The 13,331-nt window shown below is 67.8% G+C and carries 17 protein-coding genes; 6 read left to right on the top strand and 11 right to left on the bottom strand.

Features of this window, described 5'->3' with window-relative positions:
* Positions 1-31: 31 nt before the first annotated feature.
* Positions 32-862, top strand: a complete 831-nt coding sequence (locus tag AB7U46_RS14505; RefSeq protein WP_428337694.1) for a Hint domain-containing protein — start codon at positions 32-34, stop codon at positions 860-862.
* Here AB7U46_RS14505 and AB7U46_RS14500 read toward each other — a convergent pair.
* Together AB7U46_RS14500 and AB7U46_RS14495 are read right to left on the bottom strand one after the other, a co-directional pair.
* A complete protein-coding gene (locus AB7U46_RS14500; RefSeq protein ID WP_428337693.1) occupies positions 849-1,088 on the bottom strand; it encodes a DUF1150 family protein in 240 nt (79 codons plus the stop codon). The genes AB7U46_RS14505 and AB7U46_RS14500 overlap by 14 nt on opposite strands.
* A 10-nt stretch (positions 1,089-1,098) precedes the next feature.
* Positions 1,099-1,512: an Hsp20 family protein gene (locus tag AB7U46_RS14495; RefSeq protein WP_428337692.1), complete on the bottom strand. Its 414-nt coding sequence runs from the start codon at positions 1,510-1,512 to the stop codon at positions 1,099-1,101.
* A gap of 222 nt (positions 1,513-1,734) precedes the next feature.
* Between AB7U46_RS14495 and AB7U46_RS14490 the strand changes: the two genes are divergently transcribed.
* The 3 genes from AB7U46_RS14490 to AB7U46_RS14480 all read left to right on the top strand — a co-directional run bounded on the left by AB7U46_RS14490 (position 1,735) and on the right by AB7U46_RS14480 (position 3,586).
* Positions 1,735-1,965 (top strand): YdcH family protein, encoded by a 231-nt coding sequence (locus AB7U46_RS14490; RefSeq protein WP_428337691.1) that lies wholly within the window; start codon positions 1,735-1,737, stop codon positions 1,963-1,965.
* Between the two features lie 78 nt (positions 1,966-2,043).
* Entirely contained in the window at positions 2,044-2,529 is a 486-nt protein-coding gene (gene purE / locus AB7U46_RS14485; protein WP_428337690.1) for a 5-(carboxyamino)imidazole ribonucleotide mutase, read from the top strand.
* Positions 2,522-3,586 carry a 5-(carboxyamino)imidazole ribonucleotide synthase gene (locus AB7U46_RS14480; RefSeq protein ID WP_428337689.1) on the top strand — a complete coding sequence of 355 codons (1,065 nt, stop codon included), beginning with the start codon at positions 2,522-2,524 and terminating at the stop codon, positions 3,584-3,586. The genes purE and AB7U46_RS14480 overlap by 8 nt, the downstream gene beginning before the upstream one ends.
* 112 nt (positions 3,587-3,698) lie before the next feature.
* On the opposite strand, the gene AB7U46_RS14475 is transcribed toward AB7U46_RS14480, so the two are convergent.
* Together AB7U46_RS14475 and AB7U46_RS14470 are read right to left on the bottom strand one after the other, a co-directional pair.
* Positions 3,699-4,535 (bottom strand): DMT family transporter, encoded by an 837-nt coding sequence (locus AB7U46_RS14475; protein ID WP_428337688.1) that lies wholly within the window; start codon positions 4,533-4,535, stop codon positions 3,699-3,701.
* A 49-nt stretch (positions 4,536-4,584) separates the two neighbouring features.
* Positions 4,585-5,604 (bottom strand): ribose-phosphate pyrophosphokinase, encoded by a 1,020-nt coding sequence (locus AB7U46_RS14470; protein ID WP_428337687.1) that lies wholly within the window; start codon positions 5,602-5,604, stop codon positions 4,585-4,587.
* 112 nt (positions 5,605-5,716) lie between these two features.
* Between AB7U46_RS14470 and AB7U46_RS14465 the strand changes: the two genes are divergently transcribed.
* Together AB7U46_RS14465 and AB7U46_RS14460 are read left to right on the top strand one after the other, a co-directional pair.
* Positions 5,717-6,316 (top strand): 2-hydroxychromene-2-carboxylate isomerase, encoded by a 600-nt coding sequence (locus AB7U46_RS14465; protein ID WP_428337686.1) that lies wholly within the window; start codon positions 5,717-5,719, stop codon positions 6,314-6,316.
* On the top strand, positions 6,316-7,128 hold the full coding sequence (locus tag AB7U46_RS14460) for an alpha/beta fold hydrolase (RefSeq protein WP_428337685.1): 813 nt from the start codon (positions 6,316-6,318) through the stop codon (positions 7,126-7,128). Before AB7U46_RS14465 ends, AB7U46_RS14460 begins: the two co-directional genes overlap by 1 nt.
* A gap of 128 nt (positions 7,129-7,256) precedes the next feature.
* Here the strand turns inward: AB7U46_RS14460 and AB7U46_RS14455 are convergent, their stop codons facing one another.
* The 7 genes from AB7U46_RS14455 to AB7U46_RS14425 all read right to left on the bottom strand — a co-directional run.
* Positions 7,257-8,306: a threonine aldolase family protein gene (locus AB7U46_RS14455; RefSeq protein WP_428337684.1), complete on the bottom strand. Its 1,050-nt coding sequence runs from the start codon at positions 8,304-8,306 to the stop codon at positions 7,257-7,259.
* Positions 8,307-8,753, bottom strand: coding sequence for a YcgN family cysteine cluster protein (locus AB7U46_RS14450; protein ID WP_428337683.1), 447 nt, complete (start codon positions 8,751-8,753; stop codon positions 8,307-8,309).
* Positions 8,754-8,799: 46 nt separating this feature from the next.
* Complete coding sequence (locus AB7U46_RS14445) at positions 8,800-9,723, bottom strand: bifunctional riboflavin kinase/FAD synthetase (protein WP_428337682.1); 924 nt, start codon at positions 9,721-9,723, stop codon at positions 8,800-8,802.
* 36 nt (positions 9,724-9,759) lie between these two features.
* Entirely contained in the window at positions 9,760-10,203 is a 444-nt protein-coding gene (locus AB7U46_RS14440; RefSeq protein ID WP_428337681.1) for a MaoC family dehydratase, read from the bottom strand.
* A gap of 166 nt (positions 10,204-10,369) precedes the next feature.
* Positions 10,370-11,248 (bottom strand): TIGR01459 family HAD-type hydrolase, encoded by an 879-nt coding sequence (locus tag AB7U46_RS14435; RefSeq protein ID WP_428337680.1) that lies wholly within the window; start codon positions 11,246-11,248, stop codon positions 10,370-10,372.
* Between the two features lie 294 nt (positions 11,249-11,542).
* Complete coding sequence (locus tag AB7U46_RS14430; protein ID WP_428337679.1) at positions 11,543-12,463, bottom strand: manganese-dependent inorganic pyrophosphatase; 921 nt, start codon at positions 12,461-12,463, stop codon at positions 11,543-11,545.
* A gap of 90 nt (positions 12,464-12,553) precedes the next feature.
* Positions 12,554-13,331 (bottom strand): TraB/GumN family protein (locus AB7U46_RS14425; RefSeq protein ID WP_428337678.1); only part of this gene is annotated, 778 nt, incomplete at its 5' end.

The raw sequence follows: 13,331 nt of genomic DNA, 5'->3' as shown, positions 1-13,331 counted from the left end.
TAGGGAAATCATTCGCCGCAAGGAGCATTTCATGCGCGCCCCCCCGCGCCTCGCCTGTTTCCCCCCGATGCTCTGGCCGGGCCTGACCCCCTCCACGCCCCCGGGTGACGGCGCCGGGCTCACCCTGCCCTGCGGACCGCATCTGCCCGTCGCCCCGCCCGATGCGCGCCGGGCAAGCCTCGGCATCGGCGGGCGGCGGTTGCCGGTGACCGGATCGGGGCGCTACGGGCCGTGCTGGCTGCACGGGCCGGCGGGGGGATTTCCGGCGGAGGTGACGGTCTGGATCTTCGACGACGGGCATTTCGCGATCGAACCGATCGGCGCCCCGCCCGAGGGGCTGGCGCTCGAGAGCATCGAGGAGGTGACGCTCGGGCCGCATCTGGGGGCGGATGCGCGGATCGCCGCGCAGCTTCTGGGGCCGCTGCACCGGGTGCAGATCGGGCGCGGCGCGCTGATCGACACGCTGGACGGGCCGCGTCCGATCGAGATGCTCACCCCAGGCACCCGGATCGCCACGCTCGCGACCGGGCCGCAGCCGCTGGCCGCGGCGCTGGCGGCGCGCGGCTCGGGCCGGGGCCTTGCCGCGCCCTATCGTCTCGCGGCGGAGGCCTTCGGCAACGCCCGGGCGATGACCCTGCCCGCCCGCGCGCGCCTGCTTGCGCCCGAGGCGCCCTGGGAGGCGCCGCGCCCGATCGAGAGCTTCACCCCCCACAAGGGGCTGCAGCGGGCGCCCGCGCCCGCCGTCGACTGGGTCATCCTCGGATTTTCCGCGCCGCAGATCATCGCGGCGCAGGGGGCTTTTCTTGCGACCTGCCCGCCGCCGATGCCGCGCCGCGGCCGCGCCGGGGTCAGTGCACGCTGAGCGCGGTCACCTCGTTCTCGCGCGCGAGGAAGAAGGCGGTGCGCCGGTCCTTCACCAAGGCGAGCTGTTCGCCCTGCGCGTCGAAAAGCCCGTAAAGCCGGTCGAGCCCGCCGGCCTGTTCGCGGACCTCCTCGGGGAGATCGGCCACCGCCACCGCGCGGACATAGACGATGCGGCTTTCATCCGTCACGCCGGCCGCATCGGCGAAATCATATTTCACATTCATGGCTGCCTCCTCATGACTTGCGGATCGGGATGCGCTGCACCACCGGTTCGGGCTGCGAACGCGCGAGATCGACGTGCAAGAGCCCGTTTTCAAGCGCCGCCCCCGCCACCTCGACCCCGTCAGCCAGCACGAAGCTGCGCTGAAAGGCGCGCGCCGCGATGCCGCGATGCAAAAAGATGCGCTCGCCCAGATCTTCGGCCTGCCGGCCGCGGATCACCAGCGCGCGGTCTTCCATCGTGATCGCGAGATCCTCCTCGGCGAAGCCCGCGACGGCGAGGGTGATGCGGAAGGCATCCGCCCCGGATTGTTCGATATTGTAAGGCGGATAACCGTCGGAGCCGGTCTTCGCCGTGCGCTCGACAAGGCGCTCCAGCTGGTCGAAGCCCAGCAGATAGGGATGCGCGCCAAAGCTCAGTTTCGTCATCGGGCAAGTCCTCGATCAAGCGACGTTGCGGTTCGGGCCCCGGCCTGCGGCGACCCCTCTGAGCCGAATATGGGCAGCCCGCCGCCCCCCCGCAAGCGCCCCGCCGCGGTGCCGCATGAAATTTCCCACCGCAATGTTCGGGAATTGCTGTATTAAACTTTCTTACCGGCGAGTCGTCGCCGGGCCACGAGAACGGATCAGCCAGCGCCAGCGGAGCCCGCCATGAACGCCCATATCGACGCCAATCTCGAGATGAACTCGGACGAGGTGCTGAAGGTGCGGCTCGAGGTGCTCAAGCGCGAGCATCGCGACCTCGACGAGGCGATCCATGCGCTGACCGAGACCGGCCACCCAGACCAGCTCCGCCTCGTGCGGCTGAAGAAGCAGAAGCTGTCGCTGAAGGATCTGATCGCGCGGATCGAGGACCGGCTGACCCCCGACATCATCGCCTGAGCCGCCAGACCGCCGCCAGACCCTTGCCGTTGCGGGTGGTCTGCCTATAGTGCCGGCGCGAAAACAGCGAGGGCGGCGATGGGCGTGAAAGTGGGAATCATCATGGGGAGCCAGTCCGACTGGGCCACCATGCGCGAGGCGGCGGCGGTGCTCGACGAGCTGGCCATCCCCTACGAGAAGAAGATCGTCTCAGCGCATCGCACCCCCGACCGGCTCTGGGCCTATGGCAAGACCGCGGTCGAGCGCGGGCTGCACGTCATCATCGCGGGCGCGGGCGGCGCGGCGCATCTGCCGGGCATGATGGCGTCAAAAACCCGCGTACCGGTGATCGGCGTGCCGGTGCAGACGAAGGCGCTTTCCGGCGTCGACAGCCTCTATTCGATCGTGCAGATGCCGAAGGGCTTCCCCGTCGCCACGATGGCGATCGGCGCGGCGGGCGCGGCCAATGCCGGGCTGATGGCCGCGGGGATCCTCGCGATCAACGATCCCGCCCTGGCCGAGCGCCTCGACGCCTGGCGCGCGGCGCTTTCCGCCTCCATTCCCGATGAGCCGCAGGATGACTGAGATGCTCCCCCCCGGATCGACGATCGGCATTCTCGGCGGCGGCCAGCTCGGCCGCATGCTTTCGGTGGCCGCCTCCCGCCTTGGTTTGAAATGTCACATTTTCGAGCCGGGATCGGCCCCGCCCGCCGGTCATGTGTCGGAAAAGGTGTATACGGCATCCTATGAGGACGAGGCGGCGCTGCGCGCATTCGCGGCCGGCGTCGATGTCGTGACCTATGAGTTCGAGAATATCCCGACCTCGGCGCTGGATCTCCTCGAGAGCCTGCGGCCGATCCGGCCGGGGCGCCGGGCGCTTGCGATCTCGCAGGATCGCATCCTCGAGAAGAGCTTTCTGAACGAGATCGGCCTTGCCACCGCGCCCTGGGCCGAAGTGAGTGATGCCGCCTCTCTCGACGCGGCGATCGCGCAGATCGGCACGCCGGGGATCCTGAAGACGACGCGGCTTGGCTATGACGGCAAGGGGCAGGCGCGGATCATGACGCCTGATGACGCGCCCGAGGCGCTTGCTGCGATGGCGGGGGCGACGGCGGTGCTGGAGGGCTTCGTCGAGTTTTCCGCCGAGATTTCGGTGATCGCGGCGCGCGGTCTCGACGGGGCGGTCGCCTGTTTCGACCCGGGTGAGAACGTGCACAAATCCGGCATTCTGCACACCACGACGGTTCCTGCGCGGATTTCGCCGAACCTGCGCTCGGATGCCGTGCTGATCGCGGCCAGGATCCTGAACGCGCTCGATTATGTGGGCGTTCTGGGGGTCGAGCTTTTCGTCACGCCGGGTGGGCTTCTGGTGAACGAGATCGCGCCGCGCGTGCACAATTCCGGCCACTGGACGCAGGCGGGCTGCACCGTCGACCAGTTCGAGCAGCATATCCGCGCGGTCGCGGGCTGGCCGCTGGGTGATGGCAGCCGCTACGCCGATGTCGAGATGCTGAACCTGATCGGCGCCGATGTGGAGCAGGTGCCCGCGCTTGCGAAACAGCCGCGCACGCAGATCCACCTCTACGGCAAGGCCGAGGCGAAGCCCGGGCGCAAGATGGGCCACGTCAACCGCGTGCTCTGAGCGCCGGGGCTCTGCCCCGGACCCCGAGGTATTTGCGGCAAGATGAAGGGGCTTTCATCTTGCTAGAAATACCTCGGGGTGAACGGGCCGCAGGCCCGGAGGGGCAGAGCCCCTAGTTGCGCCGTAACGAGAGTGCGATGCCGCCGATCACCAGCGCCGCGGCAAACCAGAACCGCGGCCCCGGCACTTCCGCGAGCAGTGCCGCGCCGCCGAGCGCCGCGAGCACCGGGACGGAGAGCTGCGCCACGGCGGCGAGGCTTGCCGCGAGGCGCGGCACCACCGCATACCAGAGCGCATAGCCCATCCCCGAGGTGACCGCGCCGGAAAGCAGCGCCGGCCAGATCCCCCAGGTCACCGCGGGCGTCCCCTGCCCCAGCCCGAGCCAGACGAGAGCCGGAACCAGCGCGAGGGTGAAATTCACCGCCGTCGCGGCCAGCGCATCGCCCGCGCGGCGGCCGTTCAGCGAATAGAGGCCCCAGCCGATCCCGCCGAGCGCCATCAGCGCGGCACCGGTAGGATCGACCGCGGCGCCTCCGGCAGGCAGCATCAGCACCGCAAGCCCGGAGAAGGCCACGCCCGCGCCGATGACGCGCCAGCGCCCCACCGGCTCACGCCAGAGCAGCGCCGCGGCGAACATCGTGATCTGCACCGAGCCGAAGAGGATCAGCGCGCCGATGCCGGCGTCGATCCGACCATTCGCGAGGGTGAAGCCGAGGATATAGAGGAAGAGCGTCGCCATCCCCGCCGCGGCGACCCCGGGGGCGACGCGCAGCGCCGCCGTGCCGCGCCGCGCGAGCACCAGTGCCATCAGCACCCCGGCCCCGGCGCCCAGCCGCAGCACCGCGGCCAGCGCCGGGTCTAGCCCGGCCACGCCGACGGCCATCCGGTTCAGCACCGAATTCGCGGCGAAGGCCAGCATCACGAGCGAGGTCAGGGCAAAAAGACGCATCGCCCGAGCGTGGCCCGGGCGATGATGCAAAGCAACTCGGACTTTCGGATCAGTAGGCCTGATAGAGGCCTTCGTAGATCGGCACCAGCGTGTCGGTTTCGAACAGCGACGACACCGAGGTGCCCGACCAGGTGTTCAGGATCGCCTGCGCGAACATCGGCGCGGTCGGCACGATGCGGATGTTCGGGCAGGCCTTCACCGCCGCGGTGGGCTCGATCGAATCGGTGATGACGAGCGATTTCATCACCGATTTGCTGACCCGCTCCACCGCCGGGCCCGAGAGCACGCCGTGGGTGATATAGGCGTGGACCTCGGTCGCGCCGCCCTGCATCAGCGTTTCCGCCGCCTTGCACAGCGTGCCGGCGGTGTCGCAGATGTCGTCGACGATGATGCACTTCTTGCCCGAGACGTCGCCGATCACCGTCATGCCGGCGACTTCGCCGGCCTTCTCGCGGCGCTTGTCGACGATCGCGAGCGGGGCGCCGATGCGCTTTGCCAGTTCGCGCGCCCGGGCCACGCCGCCGACGTCGGGCGAGATCACCATCACGTCCTCGAGCTGGCCCTTGAAATTGTGCATGATGTCGAGGGCGAAGACCGGCGCGGCATAGAGGTTGTCGACGGGGATGTCGAAGAAGCCCTGGATCTGCGTCGCGTGCAGATCGAGCGTCAGCACCCGGTCGACGCCCGCCTCGGTGAGCAGGTTGGCCACGAGCTTCGCCGAAATCGGCGTGCGGGCCTTGGCGCGGCGGTCCTGCCGGGCGTAGCCGAAATAGGGGATCACCGCGGTGATGCGATCGGCCGAGGAGCGCTTGAGCGCATCGGTCATGATCAAGAGTTCCATCAGGTTGTCGTTCGCCGGGTTCGAGGTCGGCTGGATGATGTACATGTCCTCGCCGCGGACGTTCTCGTAGACCTCGACAAAGATCTCCTGATCGTTGAACCGCTCGACCCGCGCGTCGACCAGACCGACCGACATGCCCCGGTGCATCGACATCCGCCGCGCGATGGCATGGGCCAGCGGCGTATTGGCATTGCCGGCGATCAGTTTCGGTTCGGTCATTGCGGGCATGGGGTCACCTTTCATCTCGGCCGGGGGAGGGCACTGGATTCGCATGGATTGCGCCTGCCTTAGCACCGGGCTAGCTTCCCCGCAAATCTTGCGCGCAACGGGAGGTGCCGCGATGGCGCATATCGACTATTTTTTCGCGGTGTTCAGCCCCTGGACCTATCTCGCCGGGGATCGGCTGGAGCGGATCGCGGCGAAACACGGGGCGAGCGTGACCTACAAGCCGCTCGATCTGATGGGGCTGTTCGATCGCACCGGGGGCACGCGGCCGCAGGCGCGGCATCCGAACCGGCTGAAATACCGGATGCAGGAGCTCGAGCGCTGGTCGCAGCGGCTTGGCATGGAGATGAAATTCACCCCCGCCGGCTACCCGCCGAACCCCGCGCCCGCCTCCTATGCGGTGATCGCGGCGCAGAAGGCGGGGGGCGGCGATCTCGGCGGCCTTGTCCAAAGCTTTCTGCGCGGGGTCTGGGTCGAGGAGGTGAACATCGCCGATGATGCGGTGATTCAGGAGAAGCTTGCGGCCCATGGTTTCGATCCGAAGCTTGCGCTGACCGGGCTCTTCGATGGCGCCGTGACCTATGAGAAGAACCTCGAGGAGGCGGTCGAACGGGGCGTTTTCGGCGCGCCCTTCTACATCGTGCGGGAAAGCGACGCGCGGTTCTGGGGGCAGGACCGGCTCGATTTCCTCGACGACCATCTGGGAAGCCTCTGATGCCGAAGGATATCCGTTACGAGACCGAGACCTTCTGGCAGGTCTTCGGCACGGGCGAGCGCCCGGCGCTTGCGATCCATTGCATGCTCGGCTCCTCCGAGATGTGGGGCGGCGTGCTGGCGCCGATGGCCGACACGCTCACCACCACCGCCTTCGATCTGCCGGGCCACGGGCAATCGGCCCCCTGGGACGCCGCGGGCGCCGCGCCCGGCGCCTATCAGACGCTTGCGACGCGGATCGCGGCCTCCTTCATCGAGCGGCCCGTCGATCTGATCGGCCACAGCTTCGGCGCCTCGGTCGCGCTGCGGATCGCGGTGGGCGCGCCACAGGCGATCCGCTCGCTCACGCTGATCGAGCCGGTGCTTTTCGCCGCGGCGAAGGGCTCGCCCGAATGGGAGGAGCTGCGCCCGCATCAGGATCACCTCGACGCGCTGCTCGCCGCGGGCGAGCAGGAGGAGGCCGCGCGCCGCTTCATGCGCGACTGGGGCGCGGGCGCGCCCTGGGAGACGCTGCCGGAAAAGCTGCGAACCCGTTTCATCGCACAGATGCCGATCATCGAGAATGTCACGCCGGCGAATTTCGAGGATCCGGGCGGGATCTGCCGCGCGGGCGGCATGGAGGGGATCGAGGCGCCGGTGATGCTGATCCGTGGCGATCAGAGCCCGAAGATCGTCGCCGCCACCTGCGACGCGATCGCGGCGCGGCTTGCCGATGTCGGCACCGCGGTGGTGCCGGGCGCGGGGCATATGCTGCCGCTGACCCATATGCCGCAGGTGAGCGAGCTGATCGCGATGAATATCGAACGCAGCTAGGGGGCGCTGCCCCCTCGCGCGTGCCGCGCTCACCCCCGGGATATTTCGGCTCTGTAGAAAGGGCTTCTATAGAGCGAAAATATCCCGGGGGAGTCCGTTTGCGGACGGGGGCAGCGCCCCCTGCCCGCTCAGCCCAGATGGCTCAGGAACGTGTCGATCTCGGCCTCGGTCGTGGCCCAGGAACAGACGAGCCGCGCGGCGAGCGGTTCCTCGCCCGGGCCTTCGAGCGACTGGTCGAAGGGCCAGAGGTAGTAATAGGCGCCCGCGCCCTGGGCCGCGCGATGGGCGGCGCGCGGGAAGGCGGCGAAGACGGCGTTGGCGTCGGTCGGATGCAGGAGGGTCGCGCCCGGCACTCTGGCGATGCCCGCGGAGAGCCGCGCCGCCATCGCATTGGCATGGGCGGCAAGCCGCAGCCAGAGCCCGTCCGTCAGATAGGCGCGCATCTGTGCGGCAAGGAAGCGGTGCTTGGAAAACAGATGCCCGCCGCGCTTGCGCCGCAGCTCGGCCTCATGCGCGCGCGCCGGATCGAAGATCACCACCGCCTCGACGCCCATGCAGCCATTCTTCGTGCCGCCAAAGCTGAGCACGTCGACGCCCGCCTTCCAGGTCATCTCGGCCGGGGTGCAGCCGGCGGCGACGAGCGCATTGGCGAAACGCGCGCCATCCATATGCACCGGCAGGCCGAAGTCGCGCGCGACGGCGGTGAGCGCCCGCACCTCGGCCGGGGAATAGACCGTCCCCGCCTCGGTCGCATTGGTGATCGAGACCATGCCGCGTTGCAGGTTGTGGATGCCGCCGCGCCCGGTATGGGCGATCGTACGACGCAGCGCGTCGGGGTCCATCTTCGCATGCGGTCCGTCGACGAGGGTCAGCTTGCCGCCGCCGATGAAGAACTCGGGCGCGCCGCATTCGTCCTCCTCGATATGGGCGTTGCGATGGCAGAAGACGGTTTCCCAGGGTTTGCAGAGCAGCGCGCAGGAAAGCGCATTCGCCACCGTCCCGGTCGCGACGAGCACCACCGCCGCCTCGGGCGCCTCGAAGATCTCACGGATCATCGCCGTCACCTCGGCGGTGACCGGATCGCCGCCATAGGAGGGCATGTGCCCCGCATTCACCGCGTTGAGCGCAGCCATGATTTCGGGCGCCGTGCCCGCGATATTGTCGGAAGCCAAGAACATTCAGAGATCCTCGATCACGTAATCCTGCCAGTCGTCCTCCGGGATTTCCGCCTCGGAGACGGTCCAGCCCTGCACCGACATCCCCGCCTCGTGCACCGTCTCATGCGAGCCGGAAATGAGGTAGTGCCAGGGTTCGAGCGGCTTGCCCTCGAAGCGCAGCCGATAGGCGCAGGTCTTCGGCATCCAATAGGCGCTTTTGCGGATGGATTTCGGCGTCAGCCGCACGCATTCGGGCACGAAGTCGTGGCGGTTCTCGTAGCTCATGCAGCGGCAGGTCTCGCCGTCAAGCAGCCGGCAGGCAACCCGGGTGAACTCGAGCTCGCCGGTATCCTCATATTCGAGCTTGTTCAGGCAGCACTTGCCGCAGCCATCGCAGAGCGCCTCCCATTCGGCGGGGGTCAGCTTGGCCAAAGGCAGGGTCCAGAATTTCGGGCGCAGGGTGCTCATCGGCGCAACCTGACGCAAAGCGCGGCCAAAGGAAAGGCGCGCGGGCTCACGAGGCGGCGAGCAGGAAGCGCACCTGCGCGCAATCTGCGCCCATCTGATCCATCAGCGCGTCGAGATTGGAGAATTTCATCTCCGGACGCAGGAAATCGACAAGCGCAACGGACAGGTGCTGCCCGTAGAGATCACCTTCGAAATCAAGGATATAGGTTTCGAGATTGGGCTTGTTCTCGCCAAACATCGGACGCACGCCAAGGCTTGCGGCACCGATGTAGCTGCCCGCCTGCGGCCCGCTGAGCACGTCGAGCTTCACCGCATAGACGCCGAAGCGCGGCAGGTGCAGCCCGTCAACCGCCATGTTTGCGGTCGGATAGCCAAGCTCGCGGCCGCGTTTCTCACCATGGATCACCGCGCCCTCGATCCGGTGCAGGTGGCCAAGCATCGCCGCGGCATCGGCCGGGCGCCCCTCGGCCAGCGCCTTGCGGATCGCGGTCGAGGAAACCTCGGTGCCGTCGAGATGCAAAAGCGGCGCCACGGTGACGCCGAAGCCGTATTTCTGCCCGAGCGCGATCAGCGTGTCGGTGCCGCCCTCGCGCCCCTTGCCGAAGCGGAAATCGCCGCCGACGGTAACATGGGTGACGCCCAGCCCCTCGACGAGGATCTGGCGCACGAAATCCTCGGCCGACATCGCGGCGAGGTCACGGTCGAAGGGGAGTTCATAAAGCCGCTCGACGCCCAGCTTTTCGAGCCGGTTCGCCCGCGCCTCGGCATTCATCAGCCGGAACGGCGGCGCGTCGGGGGCGAAGAATTCGCGCGGATGCGGCTCGAAGGTGACGATGCCGAGCGGCCCCTGGCCGCGGGCGAGGTCGATCACCGACTGGTGGCCCAGATGCACCCCGTCGAAATTGCCCATCGCGACCGAGGCGCCTTTCGCCGCCTCGGGCAGGTCTTTCCAGTGACTGAATTTCTGCATTACCCCGCCTTCCCGACGAGGCCGCCGGTCAGTCTGTCAGTCTTTCTTGCAAGCCGGCGCAAGCACCACGGCCTCGCCCTTGATGACGACGGTATCGCCCACCGCGCAGTGGGTTTCAAGGGTGACACGACGACGTTCGCGGTCGATCGCGGTGACCTTGACCTCGGCCTTGACCTCGTCGCCGGGGCGAACCGGGGCGAGGAACTTCAGCGTCTGGCCCATGTAGATCGTGCCGTGGCCCGGCAGATGCTCGCCCAGAAGCGCCGAGATCAGCCCGGCGGAGAGCATGCCATGGGCGATGCGGCCCTTGAACATCGTGCCCTTGGCGTAGTCGTCGTTCAGGTGCACCGGGTTGTGGTCGGTCGAGACCTCGGCGAACATCTCGATGTCGCGGTCGGAGATGACCTTGGTGATGCTGCGCGACATGCCGATTTCGATGTCGTCGATGCAGATCGAGGTGGGGGCAGGCGTGTCGCTCATGGTGTGAGTCCCGTTCGCAGGTTCATGTTGCAGCGCGGCATAGCACTGCGGCGCAGCATCGGCAAGGGAAAGGCGCAAGAAGGCTGCGTTTTTTGCCCGAGTTTTGCAACAATATTGCGAAACGTCCGGCGGCGCGAAGCACCCCGGGGATCAGGCCGATGCGCTCTCAGCGCAACCGCCCGATCGTATAGAGCGGGTCGCGCTGGCGCGCATTGAGCCAGGTCATGAGAAGTTCCGGATCGGGGTTCTCGACATCGTCGCCGAACTGGTCGGCGGCAAGCCCGCCCGAGATGAAGAGCACGTCGAGCCCCTCGCCCATCGCGCCGGCGACATCGGTGTTGATGCCGTCTCCCACCGCGAGGATGCGGCTGTCGTCGGCCCCGCCGAGCGCGCTCAGCCGGCGGCGGGCGAGATCGTAGATCGGCGGATGCGGCTTGCCGAAATAGAGCGACCGCCCGCCCATGTCCTCATAAAGCGCGGCGAGCGCGCCGGCGCAATAGATCCGCGTCTCGCCGAGATCGACGACGATGTCGGGGTTGGCGCAGAGCATCGGCAACCCGCGGCTCTTGGCGAGCAGGAAGCGGGGGCGGTAGTCCTCCGGCACCTCGTTCATCTCGTCGAAGGGGCCGGTGCAGACCATGCCCTCGGCCTCCTCGAAGGGAACCTGCTCGATGGTGACCTGGCCCTGCCATTCGGGCGGCACCTCGGTGAAGAAGCCCTCGTCCTTGTCGGGGCCGAGATGCCAGACCTTCTGGCCGACGGCGCCCGCGAACATCGCATCCTGCGCGGCGTCGCCCGAGGTGACGATCGCGTCATAGGCCTCGCGCGGCAGGCCCATGCGATCGAGGCTTTGCGCCACATATTTCGCCGGGCGCGGGGCGTTCGTCAGGAGCAGCACCTTGCCCCCCTTCGCGCGGAAGCCCGTCAGCGCCTCGGCCACGCCCGGGAAGGGCGCGACGCCATTGTGCACGCAGCCCCAGAGATCGCAGAAGAGCGCGTCATAGGGTTCGGAGATTTCGGCGAGGGATTGGACGATGCGGGTCATCGGGGGCCTTTCGAGGGGCGGAACGGGCGCCGCGCAGGGCGCTCCTGCAGGCTTATGGCATGCTCGTAACGGATTGGCAAAGGTGCGGTTCCCGGGGGCGGGCGCAGGGGGCGCCGCCCCCTCGGCCTTCGGCCTCACCCCCGGGATATTTCGGCTCTGTAGAAGAGGGCGTTTCTATAGAGCGAAAATATCCCGGGGGAGTCTCCACAGGAGACGGGGGCAGCGCCCCCCTGCCCCGCCATGACAAAGGGGCGGAGGTTTCCCCCCGCCCCTCGAAAGCCCTGTCGCGAAGGATCAGACCTTCAGCGCCGGGATGATCTGCTTCTTGCGCGACATGATGCCGGGCAGGACCACGGTGTCGCCCGAGACGGTGCAGCCGAACGACGCCTCGGCGATCTTCTTCACCAGATCGTTCGGGACGAGCAGCGTCGCTTCCTCGTTCAGGATGTCGACGACGAAGAGCAGCACCTGATCGGCGCCGTCTTCCTTCGCCACGCCCTCCATCGAGGCCATCAGGCTGTCCTTGCGGTCGAGGATCAGCTTCGGCGCGGTGGTTTCCAGAACCGAAACGCGCAGCTCGGTGCCGTCGACGTTGTATTCCTTGCTGTCCATGCGCAGGAGCGCCGCGTCGGAGAAGGCCGAGACGTCCGATTTCGCCTCGAACATCGCGGTGGCGAGCTCGTTGATCGAAACGCCGAGATCCTTCGCCAGCGCCTCGCAGACTTCCTTGTCATGCGCGGTGGTGGTGGGCGAGCGGAATTCGAGCGTGTCGGAGAGGATGCAGGACAGCATCGCGCCCTTCACGCCGCGCGGGGCCTTCGCCACGGCGTCGCCCATCAGGTCGTACATGATGGTCGCGGTGCAGGCGAGCGGGCGGATGGTGATGTCGATCGGACCCTTGGTTTCCAGGCCGCCGACCAGCTTGTGGTGGTCGATGATCGCGGTGATGTCGGCCTTGTTGATGCCCTCGGGCAGCTCCGCCGGGTTGTTGGTGTCGACGATCACGACGGCCTCGCCGGCCTCGACGCCCGAGATGATTTCCGGCTTCGCGAGATCCCAGTGCTTGAGCACGAAGGCGGCCTCGGTGTTCGGCTCGCCAAGCAGCGCCGGGGTGGCGGGCTGGCCCAGCACTTCGGTCATGTACCAGGCCCAGATGATGGGCGAGCCGGTCGAGTCGGTGTCGGGGGATTTGTGGCCGAAAACCTTGGTGGTCATGGATTCCTCGGGGTCTGAAGCGATGTCGCGCGCGTTATACGGAAAGCGCACCCCCTTGTCACGCCTTGCGGGCAAGGGCTTGCGCTAACATCAGTCGAGCCGGGTGATCGCCCAGCCATCGGCCTGCAGGAGCGCGAGCACCCCGTCCTGCCCGGAGAGGTGCAGCGCACCGAAGGCCGCAAGCACCGGCCCCTTTGCCGCCGCCGCCTCGAGCACCGGGATCCAGGCCTTGTTGCGCCCGCGCACGAGCAGCTTCTCCGAAAGGTCCATCTGCTTTTGCACCTCCTCGGGCGAGAGCCCCAGGCCGCGCGCCCGCACAGCGGCAAAGTCCCAGATCATCCGCGGCTCGCGCGCGAAGTAGAAATTCGCCATCGTCGTGGTGTTGTCCTCGGGGTCGGTGGCGTCGAGACGGATCGCGCGCAGGATCTCGGTCTCCTCCTCCGGCGTCGCGCCGTCGAAGAACTTGAGCGCCGTGTCCCAGGGTTCGAGCGCGGCGATCGGAAGGCCGCGCGCCTCCGCCTCGGCGATCAGCGCCTTGTCGAGACCGCCCTTGCCCGCCTGCATCTCCGTCATCGCACAGGGCGGCACCGCCAGCACCACCGCAAGGAAGGCGGGCTTCATCTTCGCCGCGAGCACCGCCGGGATGCCGCGTTCGGAGAGAACCTTCTGCAATGCCTGCCAGTCCTCCTCCGAAAGGCGTTCGGGCAGGGTCGGGCCGGTCATGTTGAAGAGGAGCCCGGGGTTCTCGGTGGTGACGGATTTGATCTTCGCCTCCTCCTCGGGCCCGGCCTCGACGAGCAGTTCGCTGGCCTTTTCCAGCACCGGGGTCAGCTCGTCGACGAGGGCCTGATGCCGCGCGTCGGGCATG

The organism is Paenirhodobacter sp., from assembly GCF_050177655.1.
GTDB lineage: Bacteria > Pseudomonadota > Alphaproteobacteria > Rhodobacterales > Rhodobacteraceae > Rhodobacter.
The sequence above is the reverse complement of the archived record's forward strand: the minus strand, read 5'-3'. Positions and strand labels throughout refer to the sequence as shown.